This window comes from Pseudomonas marvdashtae, assembly GCF_014268655.2.
Lineage (GTDB): Bacteria > Pseudomonadota > Gammaproteobacteria > Pseudomonadales > Pseudomonadaceae > Aquipseudomonas > Aquipseudomonas marvdashtae.
The window spans coordinates 19,227-40,672 of the sequence record NZ_JABWQX020000003.1 but is presented as its reverse complement, the minus strand read 5'-3'; the positions used below and the strand labels follow the sequence as shown (position 1 = coordinate 40,672).

At 60.8% G+C, this 21,446-nt stretch carries 18 protein-coding genes and 1 tRNA gene; 12 read left to right on the top strand and 7 right to left on the bottom strand.

The genetic code is table 11. The annotated features are described in order from the left end of the window. Positions 1-59: 59 nt before the first annotated feature. Positions 60-136: transfer RNA gene (locus HU742_RS23065), tRNA-Arg, on the bottom strand. A gap of 350 nt (positions 137-486) precedes the next feature. Here HU742_RS23065 and gabD point away from each other — a divergent pair. The 3 genes from gabD (at position 487) to HU742_RS23050 (ending at position 4,758) form a co-directional block, all read left to right on the top strand. Then, positions 487-1,929 carry an NADP-dependent succinate-semialdehyde dehydrogenase gene (gene gabD, locus HU742_RS23060; RefSeq protein WP_186641367.1) on the top strand — a complete coding sequence of 481 codons (1,443 nt, stop codon included), beginning with the start codon at positions 487-489 and terminating at the stop codon, positions 1,927-1,929. A 171-nt stretch (positions 1,930-2,100) separates the two neighbouring features. Next, entirely contained in the window at positions 2,101-3,378 is a 1,278-nt protein-coding gene (gene gabT / locus HU742_RS23055) for a 4-aminobutyrate--2-oxoglutarate transaminase (protein WP_186645179.1), read from the top strand. A 165-nt stretch (positions 3,379-3,543) separates the two neighbouring features. Continuing rightward, positions 3,544-4,758, top strand: coding sequence for an HDOD domain-containing protein (locus tag HU742_RS23050; RefSeq protein ID WP_186645182.1), 1,215 nt, complete (start codon positions 3,544-3,546; stop codon positions 4,756-4,758). Between the two features lie 35 nt (positions 4,759-4,793). Here the strand turns inward: HU742_RS23050 and HU742_RS23045 are convergent, their stop codons facing one another. After that, complete coding sequence (locus HU742_RS23045; protein ID WP_186613949.1) at positions 4,794-5,783, bottom strand: GGDEF domain-containing protein; 990 nt, start codon at positions 5,781-5,783, stop codon at positions 4,794-4,796. Positions 5,784-6,073: 290 nt separating this feature from the next. After that, positions 6,074-7,258, bottom strand: coding sequence for a delta-9 fatty acid desaturase DesA (gene desA / locus HU742_RS23040; protein ID WP_186613951.1), 1,185 nt, complete (start codon positions 7,256-7,258; stop codon positions 6,074-6,076). Between the two features lie 145 nt (positions 7,259-7,403). Between desA and dibA the strand changes: the two genes are divergently transcribed. Further along, positions 7,404-9,311, top strand: a complete 1,908-nt coding sequence (gene dibA, locus HU742_RS23035) for a phosphodiesterase DibA (RefSeq protein WP_186641363.1) — start codon at positions 7,404-7,406, stop codon at positions 9,309-9,311. A gap of 429 nt (positions 9,312-9,740) precedes the next feature. Here dibA and HU742_RS23030 read toward each other — a convergent pair whose 3' ends face one another. Further along, positions 9,741-10,121 carry a DUF6124 family protein gene (locus HU742_RS23030; RefSeq protein ID WP_186645184.1) on the bottom strand — a complete coding sequence of 127 codons (381 nt, stop codon included), beginning with the start codon at positions 10,119-10,121 and terminating at the stop codon, positions 9,741-9,743. A 490-nt stretch (positions 10,122-10,611) separates the two neighbouring features. Between HU742_RS23030 and oscA the strand changes: the two genes are divergently transcribed. The 5 genes from oscA to HU742_RS23005 all read left to right on the top strand — a co-directional run bounded on the left by oscA (position 10,612) and on the right by HU742_RS23005 (position 14,706). Continuing rightward, positions 10,612-10,794 (top strand): sulfur starvation response protein OscA, encoded by a 183-nt coding sequence (gene oscA / locus HU742_RS23025; RefSeq protein ID WP_003186967.1) that lies wholly within the window; start codon positions 10,612-10,614, stop codon positions 10,792-10,794. Between the two features lie 123 nt (positions 10,795-10,917). Next, the gene (locus tag HU742_RS23020; protein ID WP_186645186.1) at positions 10,918-11,931 is read left to right on the top strand and encodes a sulfate ABC transporter substrate-binding protein; all 1,014 of its coding nucleotides are present in this window, start codon (positions 10,918-10,920) and stop codon (positions 11,929-11,931) included. An 80-nt stretch (positions 11,932-12,011) separates the two neighbouring features. Continuing rightward, entirely contained in the window at positions 12,012-12,830 is an 819-nt protein-coding gene (cysT, locus tag HU742_RS23015; protein ID WP_186641360.1) for a sulfate ABC transporter permease subunit CysT, read from the top strand. Positions 12,831-12,843: 13 nt separating this feature from the next. Then, positions 12,844-13,713, top strand: a complete 870-nt coding sequence (gene cysW / locus HU742_RS23010) for a sulfate ABC transporter permease subunit CysW (RefSeq protein WP_186613959.1) — start codon at positions 12,844-12,846, stop codon at positions 13,711-13,713. Positions 13,714-13,716: 3 nt separating this feature from the next. Next, positions 13,717-14,706: a sulfate/molybdate ABC transporter ATP-binding protein gene (locus tag HU742_RS23005; protein ID WP_186641358.1), complete on the top strand. Its 990-nt coding sequence runs from the start codon at positions 13,717-13,719 to the stop codon at positions 14,704-14,706. 37 nt (positions 14,707-14,743) lie between these two features. On the opposite strand, the gene HU742_RS23000 is transcribed toward HU742_RS23005, so the two are convergent. Next, positions 14,744-15,268: an Mpo1 family 2-hydroxy fatty acid dioxygenase gene (locus HU742_RS23000; protein ID WP_186641356.1), complete on the bottom strand. Its 525-nt coding sequence runs from the start codon at positions 15,266-15,268 to the stop codon at positions 14,744-14,746. A gap of 87 nt (positions 15,269-15,355) precedes the next feature. On the opposite strand from HU742_RS23000, the gene HU742_RS22995 reads away from it, so the two are divergent. Both HU742_RS22995 and HU742_RS22990 read left to right on the top strand, forming a co-directional pair. Further along, positions 15,356-16,042 carry a Crp/Fnr family transcriptional regulator gene (locus tag HU742_RS22995; RefSeq protein ID WP_186645188.1) on the top strand — a complete coding sequence of 229 codons (687 nt, stop codon included), beginning with the start codon at positions 15,356-15,358 and terminating at the stop codon, positions 16,040-16,042. Between the two features lie 175 nt (positions 16,043-16,217). Next, on the top strand, positions 16,218-16,466 hold the full coding sequence (locus tag HU742_RS22990) for a helix-turn-helix domain-containing protein (protein ID WP_186645190.1): 249 nt from the start codon (positions 16,218-16,220) through the stop codon (positions 16,464-16,466). Positions 16,467-16,689: 223 nt separating this feature from the next. Here HU742_RS22990 and HU742_RS22985 read toward each other — a convergent pair whose 3' ends face one another. Continuing rightward, positions 16,690-17,694 (bottom strand): AraC family transcriptional regulator, encoded by a 1,005-nt coding sequence (locus tag HU742_RS22985; RefSeq protein WP_186645192.1) that lies wholly within the window; start codon positions 17,692-17,694, stop codon positions 16,690-16,692. A gap of 100 nt (positions 17,695-17,794) precedes the next feature. On the opposite strand from HU742_RS22985, the gene HU742_RS22980 reads away from it, so the two are divergent. Beyond that, positions 17,795-18,868 (top strand): fatty acid desaturase, encoded by a 1,074-nt coding sequence (locus HU742_RS22980; protein ID WP_186645194.1) that lies wholly within the window; start codon positions 17,795-17,797, stop codon positions 18,866-18,868. A 71-nt stretch (positions 18,869-18,939) separates the two neighbouring features. On the opposite strand, the gene HU742_RS22975 is transcribed toward HU742_RS22980, so the two are convergent. Beyond that, on the bottom strand, positions 18,940-21,444 hold the full coding sequence (locus HU742_RS22975; protein ID WP_186645196.1) for a TonB-dependent siderophore receptor: 2,505 nt from the start codon (positions 21,442-21,444) through the stop codon (positions 18,940-18,942). Positions 21,445-21,446: the final 2 nt, after the last annotated feature.

The window sequence follows — 21,446 nt, the reverse complement described above, 5'->3', positions numbered from 1 at the left end:
AGATCCGTGTCCACAAAAAAGCCCCAGGTCTTGCGACCAGGGGCTTTTGAATCTGAAGATGGTGCACCAGGCGGGATTCGAACCCACGACCCCTGCCTTCGGAGGGCAGTACTCTATCCAGCTGAGCTACTGGTGCAACGCGGGCGCCATGATACTCATATGCATGGCGGGCGTCCATGCTGCTGAATCGCCTGCGTTTTTGGGCAGCTCGCCGGCCATTGACTACGCTGATCAGAAAAAACAGGCAAAATCAGCTTTTTCGTTCTTTTTTTCGAACAGCCTATTGTCCTACGACCCCATCGGCCCTAGGATTCGTTTGAGATTTCAAACGCTCTTGTCTGGGTGCTGAACCGCACGTCTGTGCTTATGTGCGATATTTCCGTGCTTCAGCCCGGTGAATGATTTCCCTGACGGCAGCCCCCCGAGGCGCCTTTCTACAACTCTAATTCGCTCCGCGTGCGCGCGGTGCTGTTAAGGAAAGCCGACATGCAGCTTAAAGACACCCAGTTGTTCCGCCAGCAAGCCTTTATCGATGGCGCTTGGGTCGATGCGGACAATGGTCAGACGATCAAGGTCACCAACCCGGCGACGGGCGAAGTGCTGGGCACCGTGCCAAAAATGGGCGCTGCCGAAACCCGCCGGGCGATTGAAGCCGCCGACAAGGCACTGCCGGCTTGGCGTGCGCTGACCGCCAAGGAACGCGCCAACAAGCTGCGCCGCTGGTACGAATTGCTGATCGAAAACCAGGACGACCTCGGTCGCCTGATGACCTTGGAGCAGGGCAAGCCGCTGGCCGAGTCCAAGGGCGAAATCGTCTACGCCGCCTCGTTCATCGAGTGGTTCGCCGAAGAAGCCAAGCGCATCTACGGCGACGTGATTCCGGGCCATCAGCCCGACAAGCGGCTGATCGTGATCAAGCAGCCGATCGGCGTTACCGCTGCCATTACGCCGTGGAACTTCCCAGCTGCGATGATCACCCGTAAGGCTGGCCCAGCGCTGGCTGCCGGTTGCACGATGGTCATCAAGCCCGCTTCGCAAACCCCGTTCTCGGCCCTTGCGCTGGTGGAACTGGCGCACCGTGCAGGCATCCCGCAAGGCGTACTGAGCGTAGTCACCGGCAGCGCCGGCGACATCGGTGGCGAGCTGACCAGCAACCCGATCGTGCGCAAGCTGTCCTTCACCGGCTCGACCGAGATCGGTCGCCAGTTGATGGCCGAATGTGCCAAGGACATCAAGAAAGTCTCCCTGGAACTGGGCGGCAACGCGCCGTTCATCGTGTTCGATGACGCGGACCTGGATAAGGCCGTCGAAGGCGCGATCATCTCCAAATACCGTAACAACGGCCAGACCTGCGTCTGCGCCAATCGCCTGTACATCCAGGATTCGGTGTACGACGCGTTCGCCGAAAAACTCAAAGTGGCGGTGGCCAAGCTCAAGATCGGTAATGGTCTGGAAGACGGCACCACCACCGGTCCGTTGATCGACGAAAAAGCCGTCGCCAAGGTGCAAGAGCACATCGCCGACGCGGTCAGCAAAGGCGCGACCGTGCTGGCGGGCGGCAAGGCGATGGAAGGCAACTTCTTCGAGCCGACCATCCTCACCAACGTCCCATCGAGCGCCGCCGTGGCGAAGGAAGAAACCTTCGGCCCGCTGGCGCCGCTGTTCCGCTTCAAAGACGAAGCCGAAGTGATCGCGATGTCCAACGACACCGAGTTCGGCCTGGCCTCGTACTTCTATGCCCGCGACCTGGGCCGTGTGTTCCGTGTGGCCGAAGCCTTGGAATACGGCATGGTCGGCGTCAACACCGGGTTGATTTCCAACGAAGTCGCGCCGTTCGGCGGCATCAAGGCGTCGGGCCTGGGCCGTGAAGGCTCCAAGTACGGCATCGAGGATTACCTGGAAATCAAATACCTCTGCCTGGGTATCTGATCTGCTTCAAGCGCAAAGGGCACGAGAGCGCTGTCCCTTTGCGCGTTTCACCTGTTCTGTTTCTTGTGGCCGGAACGCTGCGGCAGTCGATCATCGCATGCTGTCGCAGTTGCCTCCCCGCCATGTATTCCTTGATCCACGCCGCCCTGAGCTGCGAATGAGGACATTTTAATGAGCAAGACCAACGCAGACCTGATGGCCCGCCGTACCGCCGCTGTTCCCCGTGGTGTCGGCCAGATTCACCCGATCTTTGCCGAGTCGGCGAAGAACGCCACGGTGACCGACGTTGAAGGTCGTGAATTCATCGATTTCGCCGGCGGTATCGCTGTGCTGAACACCGGCCACCTGCACCCGAAAATCATCGCCGCAGTGACCGCACAGCTGAACAAGCTGACCCACACCTGCTTCCAGGTCCTGGCCTACGAGCCGTACGTGGAACTGTGCGAAAAAATCAACGCCAAGGTCCCGGGTGATTTCGCCAAGAAAACCCTGCTGGTCACCACCGGTTCCGAAGCGGTGGAAAACGCCGTTAAGATCGCCCGCGCCGCCACGGGCCGTGCCGGTGTGATCGCCTTCACCGGCGCCTACCACGGCCGCACCATGATGACCCTGGGCCTGACCGGCAAAGTCGTGCCTTACTCGGCCGGCATGGGCCTGATGCCCGGTGGCATCTTCCGCGCGCTGTACCCGAATGAACTGCATGGCGTGAGCATCGACGATTCCATCGCCAGCATCGAACGCATCTTCAAGAACGACGCCGAGCCGCGTGACATCGCTGCGATCATCATCGAGCCGGTCCAGGGCGAAGGCGGTTTCTATGTGGCACCGAAGGCCTTCATGCAGCGCCTGCGCGCCCTGTGCGACCAGCACGGCATCCTGCTGATCGCTGACGAAGTGCAGACCGGCGCCGGCCGTACCGGTACCTTCTTCGCCATGGAACAGATGGGCGTTGCAGCTGACCTGACCACCTTCGCCAAATCCATCGCAGGCGGCTTCCCGCTCGCCGGCGTGTGCGGCAAGGCTGAATACATGGACGCCATTGCGCCAGGTGGCCTGGGCGGCACTTACGCCGGTAGCCCGATCGCGTGCGCGGCGGCGCTGGCGGTGATGGAAGTGTTCGAAGAAGAACACTTGCTGGATCGCTGCAAAGCCGTGGGCGAACGCCTGGTGACCGGCCTCAAGGCTATCCAGAAGAAATACCCGGTCATTGGCGAAGTGCGTGCGCTGGGCGCGATGATCGCCGTGGAGCTGTTCGAAGATGGCGACAGCCACAAGCCGAACGCGGCCGCTGTTGCGCAGGTCGTGGCAAAGGCTCGCGACAAAGGCCTGATCCTGCTGTCTTGCGGTACTTACGGCAACGTCTTGCGGGTACTGGTGCCGCTGACCTCGCCGGATGAGCAGTTGGACAAAGGCTTGGCAATCATTGAAGAGTGCTTCTCCGAGCTTTGATATTTACGGGCTCTGATATTTACGAGCCCTGAGCTGTGCGCTGATCCACAAAAAACCCGCTTCGGCGGGTTTTTTCATATTCACGAGCAGATCCCCGGCGTTTTTGAGCTGTCTGGAACGGCCGCTATTGTCTAAGGTTCATGTATTGCAAGGGAGCGATGCGGCATGACTGCTGTGCATTTACCGGCTGTACCGCGGGTATTGATTGCCGAGGCCGACCCGGCGTCCAGGGAGCTGATTGAGCAGGTGTTATCAAGTGTGCGCTGCGATGCCCGGGTGGACACGTGTGACGAGGGGAAGCAGGCCTTGGAGCTGCTGGCGCAAAACCCTTACGATCTGGTGATCGCCGATTGGGAACTGCCGGGTGTCGACGGCCTGAGTATCCTGCGTGGCGTGCGCCAACAGCATCGTACGCCGGCGTTGCCGTTCATTCTGGTGAGTCGTCGCAACGACAGCGCCAGCGTGCGTGAAGTCTTGCCGTTGGCGCCGACGGCCTATCTGACCAAACCCTTTAACCGGGAAAACCTGACCCAGCGTTTGCAAGGGTTGCTCCTGAGCGGCGAAGACACTTCCAATACCGCGCCAATCCCGGGGCCAGGGCTGACGTTGGCCACGTTCCTGGAACATCGACGGGACTTGGCCGAAGGTGCACCGTTGATGACCGATGTGCAGGTGGCCGTCAAACGCGCCCTCAATCCCGGCGGCCTGGATCTGAAGCGGCTGGAAGAAGAAATCCGCACCGACCCGCAGATCACCGCCGTGTTGATCGCCGCAGCCAACAGCGCAGCCCAGCATCAGGGCGGCGGCCCGCTACAAACCGTGGCCCAAGCGCTGCACCAGCTCGGCACCGGGCAGAGCATGAACCTGATTCTTGGCCTGGCGCTCAAGCGCTGTGCCCGGCTGAGTGTCCCTTGCCTGGCCGACTATGCCGAACGCTATTGGGAATTGTCGCTGCACACCGCCGAGTACGCTCGGACGATGGCGCGGATGCTCGATCTGGAGCAGGAACGTTGTTATTGCGCCGGCCTGCTGCATCGTCTGGGCGATCTGGCGCTGCTGCGTTGCCTGGAAGAATGGAAGCAGGCCGGTGGCGAATTGGATGAGCCGGAGGAAGTAGGGGATTCGCTCGACCAGTTCGGCGCCGGGTTCGGTTCGGCGCTGCGCGCACGCTGGCGTTTGCCGTTGGAACTGCGAGAGCTGATCGCGGCGGTCTACGGCCTCGGCGGTGGGGTTTATTCCCGTGAAGCGTTGGTGATGAACATGGCCGCGCAAATGGCTCATCTGCCTGCGCACGAAGGCCTTGAAGAGTTGGCCCGTGGGCGCACGGCGCGTCTGCTGAAAATCGGGCTGCCGGAGTTGATGCGGTTGCGTCGCAAGTAATATCCCCGCTTAACCCGGCGCGGCACGACGTTCACTCAAGCTGCGATTATGCGGTTCTTACCCTGGCGCTTGGCTTCGTACATGGCGGCATCGGCTCGGGCGAACAGGCTATCGAGGGTTTGGTCCTCGGCGATGATGCTGGTGATGCCCTGGCTGACGGTGATGCCGAAGTTTTGGTCGCCGCAGCGGAACGCCAGGCGCTGGATTTCCCTTTGCAAGCGTTCGGCGACCTGCAAGGCCATGTCCGGGGCGCAACCTGGAAACACGGCGGCAAACTCTTCGCCGCCGATCCGTCCGAACAAATCTCCGCGTCTAAGCACGTTCCGTCCGCTTTCGGCAATTTTCTGCAACACCGTATCGCCTTCCTGGTGACCGTAAGTGTCGTTGATCAATTTGAAATCATCGATGTCCAGCAGCAGGAACGCCATTGGCGTGCCTTGCAACCGTGCTTGCTCGAATTCGCGGTGGGCACATTCGAAGAAGTGCCGACGGTTGCTGCTCTGGGTCAGCACATCGGTGGTCGCCAGCCGCTGCAGCTCGCTTTCGAGCAACTTCTTTTCGGTGATGTCCTCGGCGATGCCCACCACAATCACCGGTTGCCCCGGGTCAGCCTGACGGTTGATGAAACACTTGTCGCTGAGCCAGCGGATCTGGCCATCGGCGGCGATGATGCGATACTCGCGGTCTTCCACGGCACCCTTGACCAATACTTCAGCGAGGCTGCGCTCGGCGTAATCCAGGTCATCCGGGTAGATTGCGTCACGCCATTCGTTGTAGTCGGCCAATACCAGGCCAGCGGGGCGGCCGAAAATCCGCTCGTAAGCGGGGCTGACGTAGAGCACCTGCCGGGTTTCCCAGTTGAACGCCCACAGCACCGCGTTGACGCTGACCAGCAAGGAACTGAACAGCTGCTCACGCTCGCTCAAGCGCGCCACTTCGCCTTGGGCGTGCATCAGCGCCATGAGTGTCTGGGCCGCTTCGGGCCAATGCGGTTGGGATGAATCCTGTAGGTTCTTGTCGACCATCGGTACCAATCTCAAAGAACGTGCATTGCTATGGATTTGCACGCGCTTGCTCCAGAGCCCGCCAGGATGGCGAAGTGCTCTTGAGATAGGGGATTACGGGCGAAGTTCCTTTGCAGGCGACGAAGGGCGGGGAGATTGGCGGCCCTGACTGTGGGGGCTGAACTTATGGCGACGGAGCTTGCTGGCGCTCCAGTGCGAAGCGCTCACAAGAAAAAGAAGGGCTGCTGCGCAGCCCAGCGGGAGCAAGCTCCCTCGCCACAGAAAGCCCTTCTTCAGATGGCGTTGCCGGGTCAGGCCGTGGCAGGTCGCAGCGAGTAGGTCTTGAGCTGATCGGCGAAGTCGCGCAGGGACTGGATGCCACTGGCCTCGGCTTCGTGGACCCACTCCTTGATCGCGGCGAGCATGTCGTGGCCGTTGCTGCTGGTCTTGACCCAGATCTGCTGCAAGGCCAAGCGTTTTTCATAGATCACTTTCAGTGCCTGGCTGTGCTCCAGCATATTCTGGATACGCACGTGGTGACGGTCGTCCAGCAAGCTGGTTTCCCGCGACAGCAGGCGTTTGGCTCGATGGAACTGGTGACGAACCGAGTGATCGACTTTCTCCAGCTCCTGCTTGACCAACGGCGCGATGACCAGCCGGCGGTACTGGGCCATGATCTGGAAACGGTTGTTGAGGATGGCCATGGCGGTATCCATGTCCAGGTGGCCCTTGCCTTCGACCCGGTGGGCAATCGGCGCTACGCGCTGGACTTTCGCCAGGCGCAGGAAGCTGAAGACCTTGATCCAGGCCCAGCCCATGTCGAACTCCCATTTGCGCACCGAGAGCTTGGCCGAATTGGGGTAGGTGTGGTGGTTGTTGTGCAGCTCTTCGCCACCGATCAGGATGCCCCAAGGCACGAGGTTGGTCGCCGCGTCGCGGCATTCGAAGTTGCGATAGCCCACGGCATGACCCAGGCCATTGACCACGCCGGCAGCCCAGACCGGGATCCACATCATCTGGATGGCCCAGATGGTGATGCCGATGGTGCCGAACAGCAGGAGATCGATCACGCCCATGATGGCGACGCCCAGCAGCGGATAGCGGCTATAGAGGTTGCGCTCGATCCAGTCCTCGGGGCAGTTCTTGCCGTAGATGCGCAGGGTTTCCGGATTTTCCGCCTCGGCGCGATACAATTCGGCGCCTTTGCGCAACACGGTAGACAAACCCTTGATGACCGGACTGTGAGGGTCATCCTCGGTTTCGCATTTGGCGTGATGCTTGCGGTGGATGGCAGTCCACTCGCGAGTATTCTGCGCCGTGGTCAGCCACAGCCAGAAACGGAAGAAATGCTTGAGGCCGGCGTTGAGTTCCAGGGAACGGTGAGCCGAATAACGGTGCAGGTAGACCGTGACGCTGATGATCGTGACGTGGGTCATCAGCAGGGTGACTGCCACCAGCGACCAGGCCGACAAGCCAAGAAAACCTTCGTACCACATAGGCTGTTGGGCCCTCGATAAAGATGGAAACTGCCGTTGCATTATCACCACCCTCAGCGATAAAACCAGTCGGCCTTTCAGATAAGAGTGGCAGGATGTTTCTTACTCTATAATCCCCGCACATTACAGGGACATGGACGACCGCATGACTGTTTATCACCGCACTGCCATGCGTGGGGCATTGCTTTACCTCGTGCTATCAGTCGCCTGGTTGCAGCTGGTTGGTTATTTATTGAACAGTATCTTCGATCATTCAACCGACCGGCTTCGCTGGCAACTGATCAACGGTTATGCCTGGGTGCTGGTCAGCGCCGGGTTGATTTTCCTGGCGCGGGTGCGCGGCTCGCGTTTGTTCGCCAAAGGCGAACGCAGCGCTGATCGCGAGCGATTACGCCAGGCTGCCGCAGTGTTCGATTGCACGCGAGAGGGCGTGTTGGTGACGGATCGACATGGCTTGATCGTCCATGTCAACCGGGCATTCATGGCTATCACCGGGTATGGTCGGGAGGAGGTGCTGGGCCGGCGACCCAATCTGTTCAAGTCCGGTCGTCATGGCCCGGCTTTCTACCAGGACATGTTCGCTTCCCTGTCCAGCCGTGGCGAATGGAGCGGTGAGATCTGGAACCGACGCAAAAGTGGCGAGATCTACCCGCAATGGCAAACCATTCGCGCCGTTGCCGACGAACAAGGCCAAGTCAGCCACTACGTCGCGGTCTTTTCCGACATCAGCGCAATCAAGGACTCGGAGCATGAGCTGGCGCACCTGGCCCATCACGATCCGTTGACTGGCCTGCCCAATCGCCTGCTGTTTTCCGATCGTACGGAGCAGGCCGTTACATCAGCGCAGCTACACAAGCGTGGTTGTGCGCTGTTGCTGCTGGACCTGGATCATTTCAAGAACATCAACGACAGCCTCGGGCACAACGTGGGTGACGAGTTGCTCAAAGGCGTGGCCAAGCGTTTTCTTGGGTTGTTTGCGCCGGGCGTTACCTTGGCCCGGTTGGGCGGTGACGAATTCGCGGTGCTGGTGGAGAACTGCTCGCAACCCGGTCAGGCGGCGGCCTTGGCCCGGCGTATTCTCGATGCGCTGAAAGAGCCGCTGCAACTCGGCAACCAGTCGCTGTTTATCAACGCGAGCATCGGCATCAGCCTGTTTCCCGGCGATGCCCTCAGCGCCGGGCAATTGCTGCGTAACGCTGATTCGGCACTGTTCAAGGCCAAGAGCAGCGGACGTGACGGTTATGCCTTGTACACCGAAGAGCTCACCGCCCATGCCCAGCAACGGGTGGAGATCGCCTCCGAACTGCGCCGTGCATTGGAGCGGCAGGAATTGCGGGTTCATTACCAACCGGTGCACGACCTGGGCACCAGCCGTCTGGTCGGTGTCGAGGCGCTGGTGCGCTGGGAGCATCCCACGCGCGGGCTGGTTTCGCCGGCAGAGTTCATACCCATTGCCGAGCGCACGGGGTTGATCGCCCAGATCGACGCCTGGGTCATGGACCAGGCCTGCCGGCAGATGTGTCGGTGGCAGCAGGCCGGCGTGGTCCTGTCGTTCGTCGCGGTCAATGTCTCCAGCCGCTTGTTCGCCCGTCGGGAATTGTACGAGCAGGTCGCCCGCGTACTGCATGACACGGGCTTGGATCCGGCTTTTCTGGAATTGGAGGTGACCGAAAGCGCGGTCATGGAGGATCCCGAAGTGGCGCTGGAACAGATGCACCGCCTGCGTGAGCTGGGCGTGCGGCTGGCCATCGATGATTTCGGCACGGGTTATTCGTCGCTGCTGCGGCTCAAGCGCTTGCCGGTGCAGAAGCTGAAGATCGACCAGGGTTTTGTCGCCGGCTTGCCGTGGGATGAGGATGATGCGGCGATCGTCCGGGTGATTATTGCGCTGGCCCGCAGCATGGGCATGCAGGTGCACGCTGAAGGCATTGAGCAGCGTGAGCAGGCGGCGTTTTTGCTGGGCCAAGCCTGTGAGTTGGGGCAGGGGTACTGGTTTGGTCGGCCGGTGGCGGCGCAGCATTTGGACTGGGATCGGGCGCCGGTTATTGCTTGATTGTCAGTGGGATGATGTTGGCCCAGGGTTTTGTGATTGGGTACATATCCGTTGCTGCGGTAACGGCTGCTTAGGGTTCCGCCCTTACGGCGTCTCACTTTTGAGAAGCCCGGAAGCCGGCCCAGTCAAAAGTGAGCAAAACGCTTTTGCCCCACCACTCGGTGCCTCGCTTAGGCTCGGCATGCCTGAACGAAGGCATTGCTCCGTGGGCCGCCGCGAAGGGCCATCCATGGCCCAGCGCGGCTAACCCGGCATCCATGCCGGGTTGCCCACTGCGCAATACCTTCGTTCAGCCAGCGTGGTTAACGGGGCGCCGAGATCAACGTCCGCCGCGAGGCGGCCTGATAGCCGACCTGCTTCTCTTGTCGTACTTCGATCCAATTGTGCGGGTTTGCTCGATGGCGTCGGTTCAGCTTGCATCAATACAAACTATCCCTTGGCAGCCACCGCCATCTCCTTCGTTTCCAAATGATCCAGCGCTCGCTCAACCAGCAACTGAACCCCATCGGCCATGCGGCTGATTGCCAGCGCTACGCAGCGGCGTGATTCGTCGATGTCGTCGGCCAGGTCGGCGGCGATGGTGCTGATGGAGAGCAGGTCTTCGGAGGCGTTGGCGAGCAGGGTTTCGGTGTCGATGTGGGGGGAGACGATGAAGAGTTGGTCTTTGTCGGGTTCTGGCGGTGAGGCGGGTTTGGGTTTGAGGTAATAGTCGAGGGCGCGGTTGGTGGCGTCTTCGAGCCTCTGTTCTTCGAGGATTTCGACGCGGGATTTGTGGCTATTTTCTGGCGGATTTGGAGTGACTTTGAACATGATTAATTACCCGATATGTAATTGATTGGAAAACTGGCACCTCTCGTTGCACCGAAGAAGGTGGCAGCTGTGCGCGGGTGTGCAAGACCGGGCATATCGGACCCGGCAGACTGCGAGAGTCTCCCGCGCGCAGCCGCCATAAACATGCCAATACGAGCGTAGGCCGTTTGGCTTGGCAGTTGCGCGCCGATATGTACCGGACTTGCACGTCCGTGTCACCGTTTTTTGCGATGACGAACAGAGGTTAGCGGTGCATGACCGGGCTGCCTAGTTCACGCAAAGCGCCACGTTTTGAAGGAAATCTCCGACGACATTGCAGGGGAATGGCCGGCAATCACTCCTGCCGTAGGACGCCAAATTCGAGTTGATATTTTGGTTATATAAAAATTCTTAAATAGTCTTTTTAAGAATATCCCGCTTTATCTAGTATTGCTCCCACGCCGCAAGCAGTGCCGCCCACTGCCAGGCATTCATTCAAAGGAGCAGCAGCATGAGCGCATCTCTACGTAGCGTTGACGGCCAGGACGAAGCAACCATTTTGCGCGAGATCCAGAGTGCCTTGCGTGACCTGCGCTTTGGCGCGGTGGAGATCACCGTGCACAACGCCCAAGTGGTCCAGATCGAGCGCAAGGAAAAATTCCGCTTGCAGCAGCCGAGTCATAAACCGAGCTGAAGGATCGCAGCCTGTGGCCGCCGCTACCGGGGGCTTGGTGTAGGAGCTGCCGCAGGCTGCGATCTTGTGCGGGTCACCCGATTTCCAGAAGCCATAAAAACCAGAATTCCAGGAGCTTTCACCATGTCGTCGATTCGCCGTTATGCCTTGGCCGCCCTGGCCAGCGCTGTTTTTGCAGGTTCCGCGGTTGCCAAGGATTACGAGCTGCTCAACGTGTCCTACGACCCGACCCGCGAGCTGTACCAGGACTACAACGCCGAATTCGCCAGCTTCTGGAAAAAAGCCCACCCGGACGACACCGTGAAGATCCAACAGTCCCACGGTGGCTCGGGCAAGCAAGGCCGGGCGGTGATCGATGGGCTGCGCGCCGACGTGGTGACCCTGGCCCTGGCCGGTGACATCGATGAAATCGCCAAGCTGGGCAAATCCCTGCCGGTGGATTGGCAAAAACGCCTGCCGGACGCCAGCACGCCTTACACCTCGACCATTGTGTTCCTGGTGCGCAAGGGCAATCCCAAGGGCATCAAGGATTGGGGAGACCTGATTAAAAACGACGTGTCGGTCATCACGCCGAACCCGAAAACCTCCGGCGGCGCACGCTGGAACTTCCTCGCCGCGTGGGCCTATGGCTTGAAAGCCAACGGTGGCGACGAGGCCAAGGCCAAGGAATATGTGCAGGCGCTGTTCAAGCACGTGCCGATCCTCGACACCGGCGCCCGTGGCTCGACCATTACCTTCGTCAACAATGGCCAGGGCGACGTGCTGCTGGCCTGGGAAAACGAAGCGTTCCTGGCCTTGAAAGAAGACGGTGGCGCCGACAAGTTCGACATCGTCGTGCCGTCGCTGTCGATTCTCGCCGAACCGCCAGTGGCGGTGGTGGACAAGAACGCCGAGAAGAAGGGTAATGCCGAAATCGCCGAAGCGTACCTCAAGCACCTGTACAGCCCGGTCGGTCAGGAAATCGCCGCGAAGAATTTTTATCGCCCACGGGACAAGGACGTGGCCGCCAAGTATTCACGGCAATTCCCGAAACTGGACCTGGTGACCATCGACAAGGACTTCGGCGGCTGGAAAACTGCCCAGCCGAAATTCTTCAACGATGGCGGCGTGTTCGACCAGATCTATCAGGCGCAGTAAGCTGAATAGACCCCGGATCCATTGTGGCGAGGGAGCAAGCTCCCTCGCCACGGTAAGCGCGTTCTCAACCAAGGACCTTTATGTCGCGTCGCATATCCCCCGTCATACCCGGCTTCGGGCTGACGCTGGGTTACACCCTGGTGTACCTCAGTCTGATTGTGCTCATTCCGCTGGCTGCGATGTTCGTGCATGCCGCCCAACTCACCTGGGATCAGTTCTGGACGATCATTTCGGCGCCGCGGGTGCTGGCAGCCCTGAAACTCAGTTTCGGCACCGCGCTCTGCGCCGCCATCATCAACGGCGTGATCGGTACGTTGCTGGCCTGGGTGCTGGTGCGCTACACCTTCCCGGGTCGCAAGATCATCGATGCGATGATCGACCTGCCGTTCGCCCTGCCCACCGCGGTGGCCGGTATTGCCCTGACCGCGCTGTACGCGCCGACCGGCCTGGTCGGACAGTTCGCCACCGACCTGGGTTTCAAAATCGCCTACACCCCGCTGGGTATCACCCTGGCGCTGACGTTCGTGACGCTGCCGTTCGTGGTGCGCACGGTGCAGCCGGTGCTGGCTGATATTCCCCGTGAAGTCGAAGAAGCCGCCGCCTGCCTGGGTGCCAAGCCGTGGCAGGTGTTCCGCCACATCCTCGTGCCGGCGTTGTTGCCGGCCTGGTTGACCGGTTTCGCCCTGGCCTTTGCCCGTGGCGTGGGTGAGTACGGTTCGGTGATTTTCATCGCCGGCAACATGCCGATGAAAACCGAGATCCTGCCGTTGCTGATCATGGTCAAGCTCGACCAATACGACTACACCGGCGCCACCTCCATCGGCGTGCTGATGCTGGTGGTTTCCTTCGTCCTGTTGCTGCTGATCAATTTGCTGCAGCGGCGCATCGAAACCCCATAAGGAGGCGCGAACCATGTCCCAATCGTCTATTTCCGCCGCCTCCACCAACGCTGCCCGTCGCGGCAGCGCGGTTTCGCGGCGCATCCTGATCGGCCTTGGCTGGCTGATTTTTGCGCTGTTTTTGCTGTTGCCGCTGTTCATCGTCGTGTCCCAGGGCTTGAAGTCGGGCCTGGGGACTTTCTTCGCAGCGATCTTCGAACCCGATGCGTTGTCGGCGCTCAAGCTCACGGTGTTCGCGGTGTTGATCTCGGTGCCGTTGAACCTGGTGTTCGGGGTCAGCGCTGCGTGGTGCGTGAGCAAATACTCGTTCCGCGGCAAAAGCATGCTGGTGACGCTGATCGACCTGCCGTTCTCGGTGTCGCCGGTGATCGCTGGCCTGGTCTATGTGCTGATGTTCGGCGCCCAGGGCCTGTTCGGTCCGTGGCTGTCGGACCACGACATCCAGATCGTGTTTGCGCTGCCGGGCATCGTCCTGGCAACGATTTTCGTCACGGTGCCGTTCGTGGCCCGTGAGTTGATCCCGCTGATGCAAGAGCAGGGCACCCAGGAAGAAGAGGCCGCGCGTCTATTGGGCGCCAATGGCTGGCAGATGTTCTGGCATGTCACCGTGCCGAACATCAAGTGGGGCCTGATCTATGGCGTGGTGCTGTGTACCGCCCGGGCCATGGGCGAATTCGGCGCGGTGTCGGTGGTGTCCGGGCACATTCGCGGGGTGACCAACACCCTGCCGCTGCACGTCGAGATCCTCTACAACGAATACAACCACGTGGCCGCGTTCGCCGTGGCGAGCCTGTTGCTGATCCTGGCGCTCTTCATCCTGCTGCTCAAGCAGTGGAGCGAAAACCGAATCAACCGCCTGCGCGCCAGCGCCGCGGAGGAATAAGTCATGTCGATCGAAGTCCGTAACGTCAGCAAGAATTTCAACGCCTTCAAGGCGCTCGACGATATCAGCCTGGACATCCAGAGCGGCGAGCTGGTGGCGCTGCTCGGCCCGTCGGGCTGTGGCAAGACCACGCTGCTGCGAATCATCGCCGGCCTCGAAACGCCCGACCAAGGCAACATTGTCTTCCATGGCGAGGACGTGTCCGGCCATGACGTGCGTGATCGCAACGTCGGTTTCGTGTTCCAGCACTACGCCTTGTTCCGCCACATGACCGTGTTCGATAACGTCGCCTTTGGCTTGCGCATGAAGCCCAAGAACCAGCGTCCGAACGAAAGCGAGATCGCGACCAAGGTCCACGAGCTATTGAATATGGTGCAATTGGATTGGCTCGCTGACCGCTACCCGGAGCAGCTGTCCGGCGGCCAGCGCCAGCGCATCGCCCTGGCCCGCGCCCTGGCGGTGGAGCCGAAGGTATTGCTGCTGGACGAACCGTTCGGCGCCCTCGACGCCAAGGTCCGCAAGGAACTGCGCCGCTGGTTGGCGCGGCTGCACGAGGACATCAACCTGACCTCGGTGTTCGTGACCCACGACCAGGAAGAGGCCATGGAAGTCGCCGACCGGATCGTGGTGATGAACAAGGGCGTGATCGAGCAGATCGGCTCACCGGGCGATGTATACGAGAACCCGGCCAGCGATTTCGTGTACCACTTCCTCGGTGACTCGAACCGGCTGCACCTGGGCGAAGACCGCCATGTGCTGTTCCGCCCGCATGAAGTGTCGCTGTCGCGCTCGGAGCTGGAAGATCATCACGCCGCCGAAGTGCGCGACATTCGCCCGCTAGGCGCGACCACCCGGGTAACGTTGAAGGTGGAAGGCCAGAGCGAACTGATCGAGGCCGAAGTGGTGAAGGACCACGACAGCCTCGTGGGCCTGGCGAAGGGCGAGACACTGTTCTTCAAGCCGAAGGTCTGGCAAAAAGTCGCCAATCTTTAACAGCAAAAGCCATCGCGAGCGTGCTCGCGATGCTTCCTCAGGCGGCAGCCCGCTTCGGATTGACTCTTACTGGCCCGGCCTGCGTCTCGATCTGCTGTTTGAGATCGTGGCGCATGCCCAGCAGGAAAGCCGCTTCGACCACGACAAACAACGGCCCGACAATCAGCCCGGTCAGGTCATCGACGAACGCCGGTTTGCGGCCTTCGTAATAGTGGCCGACAAACTGGATCACCCAGCCCACCAGGAACATGCCCAGGCCACTGCCCAGCCATACGGTGGTGCTTTGCGCCGCGAGCACTTGGCCCAGCCAGACGGAAAGCCCCAGCAGCACGGCCATCAGCACACCCAGGCGCAGCTCCAGGCGCAGATAAAACCAGGCACTTGCCATCGCCACGAGCAGCGCGGGAGAGACCAGGACCGCGCCAACCGGCCATCCCGGCCGTGACAACAGCACCGCGACGGCGACGAATATCAGCGGTATGCCGATGAAGTGGCTGGCGATGTTGCGCGGATCGCGGTGGTACGCCGCGTATTGACTGAGATGATCGACGAGGCTTTTCATTGTTGTTCCTCCTGAGGTGATGCCTGCATGATGCCCAGGTTTCACAAGGCGCTCTGTCAGCTAGCCGACACTTGTCCCGGAGTTTCCATGAATTCGCACCCCTGGCACACGCATCTGCTGACCGGCCATTGGTACAGTCATTTGCCCGCTGAGTTACAGAATAGTCTGCTGGGCATGGCGCGGGAGCGTCACTTGTCGCCAGGGCAGCGGTTGTTCAAGCGCGGCGATCCGCCGTGCGGCCTGTACGCCGTGCTCGAGGGCGCGGTGCGGATCGGCGCTGTCAGCGAGCAGGGCAAGGAAGCGTTGCTGAGCGTAGTGGAGTCGCCGCATTGGTTCGGTGAAATCTGCCTGTTCGATGGCCAGGCGCGCACGCACGATGCGGTGGGCGTGGGACCGTGCACATTGCTGCATTTGCCTCAAACCGCACTGTTGGCTTTCCTGCAAGAGCAACCCGTCCATTGGCGGCACCTGGCGCTGCTGATGAGCCACAAGCTGCGCCTGACGTTTATCAATCTCGAACATTTGAGCGTGATGCCCGCCGCGGCGCGACTGGCCCATCGCCTGCTGCTGATCGCCGAAGGCTACGGCGAAATCGAATCGGCGCGCCGGGTCTTGCAACTGCCCCAGGAACAGCTCGCGTCGATGCTGTCGCTGTCGCGCCAGACCACCAATCAGATCCTCAAGGATTTGCAGGGGCAGGGCATTCTTCATCTGGGGTATGGCGAGATCGAGATCCTGGACATCGAGCGGTTGCGGGCGTTGACTTCGGTCTGAGGTCCGGCCACAGCGTCTGTGGGTGCGGGCTTGCTCGCGAAAGCGGTGAGTCTGTTGGTTGGGATGTTGCCTGTGCAGTCGTCTTCGCGAGCAAGCCCGCTCCCAAATTTGAATCAAATACTGTGCATATTTAGTTTTTTTAATTTATGCACTGCATACGATGCGGAGTCCAAACATGAAAACTCTTGGCGAATTGATCGGGCGACTGCGTAAAGAACACCGCCTCTCCCAGCAGGCATTGGCTGCACGGTACGGCATGAGCCGTGCCACGATTTCCGGCATCGAAAACAACACCATTGCTGAAGTCGGGATCCGTAAGGTCAAAGCGATCCTCAATGGTTTTGGCTACGAGCTAACAGCGGTTGCCCGACCATTGGAGCGTCCTACGCTCGACTTCTTGAGGAAGCACCCATTCCATGGCTGAAATACGCCATTACATGGGCGCTAATCAACGGTTTGACTGGACGGGCCATGATCGAGGTTTGGACCGCAGGGCTTGCACGCAGCCTTAAACCCACTGTCAACTGATCCACCGCTATCGCGAAGCTCCCACAGGACCGGTGTTGGCGCAGATATCGCGGTCATGCCGCTTCCAATGTGAGAGCGAGCTTGCTCGCGATTGGGTCAACCCAGGCAACTGCAAGGCTCTACCGCAACCCATCCCGAAACTGCCCCGGCGTCATCCCCGTCCAGCGCTTGAACGCGCGGCTGAAACTGCTGGTGTCGGCAAAGCCCAGCAGATAGCTGACTTCGCTCAATGAGCATTGCGGATCTCGCAGGTGCAGCAGCGCGAGATTTTCCCGGCATTCGTTGAGCAAGGCGTCGAAGCGGCAGCCTTCGTCGGCCAGGTGTCGCTGCAGGCTGCGCAGACTCAGGTGCATGGCTTGGGCGATGCGTTCGGCGCTGGGTTCGCCTTCGGGCAGTTGGGCTTCGATGGCGGCGCGGACCTTGCGCTCCCAGGTCAGCGGCTGAAGTTGGGCGAGGGTGCGCTTGAGCACGGTTTCGTTGTGTTCGGCCAGCTCCGGGTTGGCGTCGTCCAGGTGACTGTCGAAGTCGATGAAGCTGAATTCCAGGCAATCCTGCGCAGCGTCGAAATGCACCGGTGAGCGGAAGACTTTATGCCAGGGGGCCGGATCTGCCGGTTCCGGGCGCCGCAGATACACCGCCAGCGGTGCGTAATCGCGGCCGAGGCGGTTGCGGCAGGTGCGCACGTAGATCGACGCGAACGCATCGATGGCCTCGAAGGCCGGCGCCGGGCCTTGCGGCGGTACATCGAGGCAGAAGCGGTAGCGGTCTTCGCCGCGGCTCAGTTGCAGCGTCAACGCATCGCTGACCACCGGGTGGTAGCGCACGATCCGCTCGAACACTTCCCGCAGGCTGCCGCTGGCCACCAGGGCATAACCCAGGGCGTGAAAGGTGGTGGGGCTGACGAAGCGCGACACCCGCAGGCCGATCGCCGGGTCCCCGCTCGCTTGCACGGCCAGCGCCCACAAGCGGGTAGTGCCCGAGAGCGGATAACGGGCATTGGGGTCGTCCATCAATTGCGGATCCAGGCCCGCCTCCAGGCACAGGGCATGGCTGTCCAGGCCCAGTGCATCGAGCTGTTTGCGCAGGGCGCGGGTCCAGCTGGCGAGAGAGGTCGGTTCCGTCATGGCGATTGGCGCTTGCGGTCAACAGGTTGGCGTTTACGGCTACCACCCTGTGAGACAACGCCCGGCAGGATGAGCACATCGATAACAGAGGATGTAAGCCATGCACGGCACATGCGCAAGCCCCGACCGATTGAATGCACAACAACGAGCCGCCCATATTCGCCAAGTGGTCCTGGCCCGAGGCGAGGCGTTGCGCCAGCGCTACCCGATCTTGCGGCACCAGGACGCCCTTGGCGCGGGCATCCTGATCTTTGCCCTGGCGGGAATGATGGGGGCTGCGTGGCTCTATATCGCGGGTTACCTAGCCGGTTGGGCCTGCCTGCTGCTCAACGCATTTTTCGCCTCCCTGACCCATGAATTGGAACATGACCTGATCCACAGCATGTATTTTCGCAAGCAGCGCGCGCCTCACAACCTGATGATGGGCCTGGTGTGGCTCGCGCGGCCGAGCACGATCAATCCGTGGATTCGCCGCCATTTGCATCTCAACCATCACAAGGTTTCCGGCAGCGAAGCGGACTTGGAAGAGCGCGCCATTACCAATGGCGAGCCGTGGGGGCTGGCACGCTTGCTGATGGTCGGCGACAACGTGATGTCGGCGTTCATCCGCCTGTTGCGAGCCAAGACCTGGGCGCACAAGCGCAGCATCCTCAAGCGCACGCTGAAGGTTTATTTTCCGCTGGCGTTGCTGCACTGGGGCGCCTGGTATGTGTTTCTCGGTTTCCATGGCGCCAACGCAGTTGCCGGGTTGCTGGGCACCTCCATCGACTGGTCGGCGAACACCTTGGCGGTGATGCACGTGATCGATATCGCGGCGGTGGTGATCATCGGGCCAAACGTGCTGCGCACCTTTTGCCTGCACTTCATCAGCTCGAACATGCACTACTACGGCGACATCGAGGCAGGCAATTTCATCCAGCAAACCCAGGTGCTCAACCCGTGGTGGCTATGGCCGTTGCAGGCGTTCTGCTTCAATTTCGGCAGCAGCCACGGCATTCACCATTTTGTGGTGAAGGAGCCGTTCTACATCCGCCAGATGACGGTGCCGGTGGCGCACAAGGTGATGCGCGAGATGGGCGTGCGGTTCAATGATTTCGGCACGTTTGGGCGGGCGAATCGGTTTGTGGGAGAGGGAGGCGTTGCGAGGGAGGAGGCGAAGGCGATTCAGGCCTAAGGGCAAAGACAAGCCCTCGCCACAGTAACCATCCTTCAGGCCAGACAAGTGCGTCTGGCCTGAAGATTGGATCAGAACTGATAACTCACCGTGGCCGCCACGTTGCGCTCTTCACCCATGTAGCAGAAATTCAGGCTGGCGCACGAAGCGACGTAGGTTTCGTTGGTCAGGTTGTTGGCGTTCAGGCGTACATCCACGCCTTTCAAGCCGACCTTGCCCAAGTCATACCCAACCGAGGCATCGAACAGCGTATACGACGGCACCTTCATGGTGTTCTCCGCGTCGACCCAGCTGTAGCCGACATAACGCACGCCCCCGCCCAGTCGCAGGCCGTCGAGAGCGCCGCTGTCGAACTTGTAGTCGGCCCACACCGAGGCCATGTGACGCGGGGCTTGGGTCGGTGAGTTGCCTTTGTTTTCGATGACGTTGGTGGGCGTGCTCAGGTCGCTGACCATCGACTTCGAATATTCAATGTCAGTGAAGGTATAGCTGCCCAACACCTTGAATTGCTCGGTCAGTTGCATGTGCGCTTCCAACTCCAGGCCCTGGGAACGCACGGCACCGACTGCTCGATAGAAGTCGTCCTGGGGCTGCTTGGTCGCGAGGTTCTCCTGGTCGATGCGAAACAGCGAGGCGGTATACAAATCATCCGTGCCTGGCGGCTGGTATTTCAGGCCCACTTCCCATTGCTTGCCGTCGGTCGGCGGCAGCGGATTGCCGGCGCTGTCGGCGTAGGAGTTGGGGTTGAACGACTCGGAATAGCTGATGTACGGCGCCAGGCCGTTATCGAACAGGTACAGCGCCCCGACGCGGCCAGTGAGCTTGGTGCGCTTGTCATTGATCTCAGTGCCTTGCGGGCGACCGAATTCGGCGATGCGGTTTTCGTCCGAGGTCTCGACCCAATCCTGGCGCAGGCCGAGGGAGAAGCGCCACTTGTCCATTTCGATCAAGTCTTGCAGATAGACACCGGTTTGCTCCAGACGCCGCAAATAGCTCGTGTCATTGCGATTATCGATAGCCGAGTTGCCATAGACCGGGTCGAAGGCGTGGACCGGGGCCAGGGTGCCGCTGGTCCAGTCCACCACCGTTTTGCGCCGCTGGTAGTCGGTGCCCATCAGCAGGGTGTGCTTGGACGCCCCGGTGAAGAACTCTGCCTGCAGCATGTTATCGACGATGAACGAATGCACCTTCTCTTCGGCACCGGTGTAATAACGGTTCAGCTCGTTGCTGGTGGGGCTGGTCCAGCCGAAGGCGTAAACCTGATCGTTGGTGACCTGCGAATCCAGGTAGCGGAAGTTCTGCCGGGCGGTGAAGACGTCGTTGAAACGGTGTTCGAATTGATAACCGAACGACTGTTGGTCGCGCTCGTAGCCGTCGACCCCAGGCTCGCCTTCGAAGAAGTGTTCCGAGATCCGGCGACCGTTGCGTTGATGCAACATGCCGTCGGCCGGCAGGCCCCCGTGGTAGCCGCCGTCGGGATCATGTTGCAGGTAGGCTTGCAGCGTCAGCGAGGTGTCCTCGGTGAAGTCGATGCTCACCGTAGGCGCCAGGGCGAAACGCTTTTCCTTGTTGTGATCGAACTGGGTATCGGACGTATCCGCCAGGCCAATCAGCCGATAGGCAATGCGTTTGTCCTCATCCACCGGCCCGCTGAAATCGAAGCCCATGCCGCGCTGGCCTTGAGTGCCGACGGTCGCCTGGACCTGGTGATAAGCCTCGTACAGCGGCTTTTTGCTGGTCAGCGCCACCAGGCCACCCGGTGAACTGCGACCATAGAGCACCGAGGACGGGCCCTTGAGAATGTCCACCCGCTCGAGGAAATACGGATCGACCTGCATGGAACTGTAGGTACCGCTGTCGCCCATGGACTTGAGGCCGTCGAGGTAGATGTTGTCCACCGAGCCGTCGTTGAAGCCGCGCATCGCCACGTAGTCGTAGCGGTGGGTCGCGCCGTAGGGGTTGGTCAACACGCCGGGGGTATAGCGCATCGCCTGGGACACGGTTTGCGCGCCTTGGTCGTCCATTTGCTCGCGGGTCACCACGGACACGCTTTGCGAAGTGTCGCGCAGCGCGGTACTGGTTTTGGTCGCGACCTGGCTGTGGGTGGCGTTGTAGCCTTGCATGCTGCCCAGGGCGTTGCCCAAGGCAAATCCTTTGACGTCGGTAGTCGGCAGCGCGAGTGTGCTGTCCGCGGCTTCGGCTTGCAGCACGTAGCCGCTGCCCTCTTGGCCGACCGCTACCAACCCTGAGCCGCTGAGCAGTCGGTTCAGGGCTTGGTCCGCCGAGTATTCGCCTTTAAGGCCCGGGGACTGGATGCCAGCCGTTTGCTCGGGCGTGCTCGCTAGGGTAATGCCGGCCTGGCGGGCGAACTGGTTGAGCACCTCGCTCAATGGGCCGGCGGGGATGTTGTAGCTCTGGTGACTGGCGCTGACGCCATCCTGTGCCGCGACGGCGAGCATCGGCACGGCGCCGACGCCCAGCGCGGTGCTCAACAGCGTGGCACGGATGGCCTGGCGCAGCAGGCCTGTTTGCGAGGAACAGCCAAAGGGGGTCTTGGGGATTACGCGCTCAGTCATTA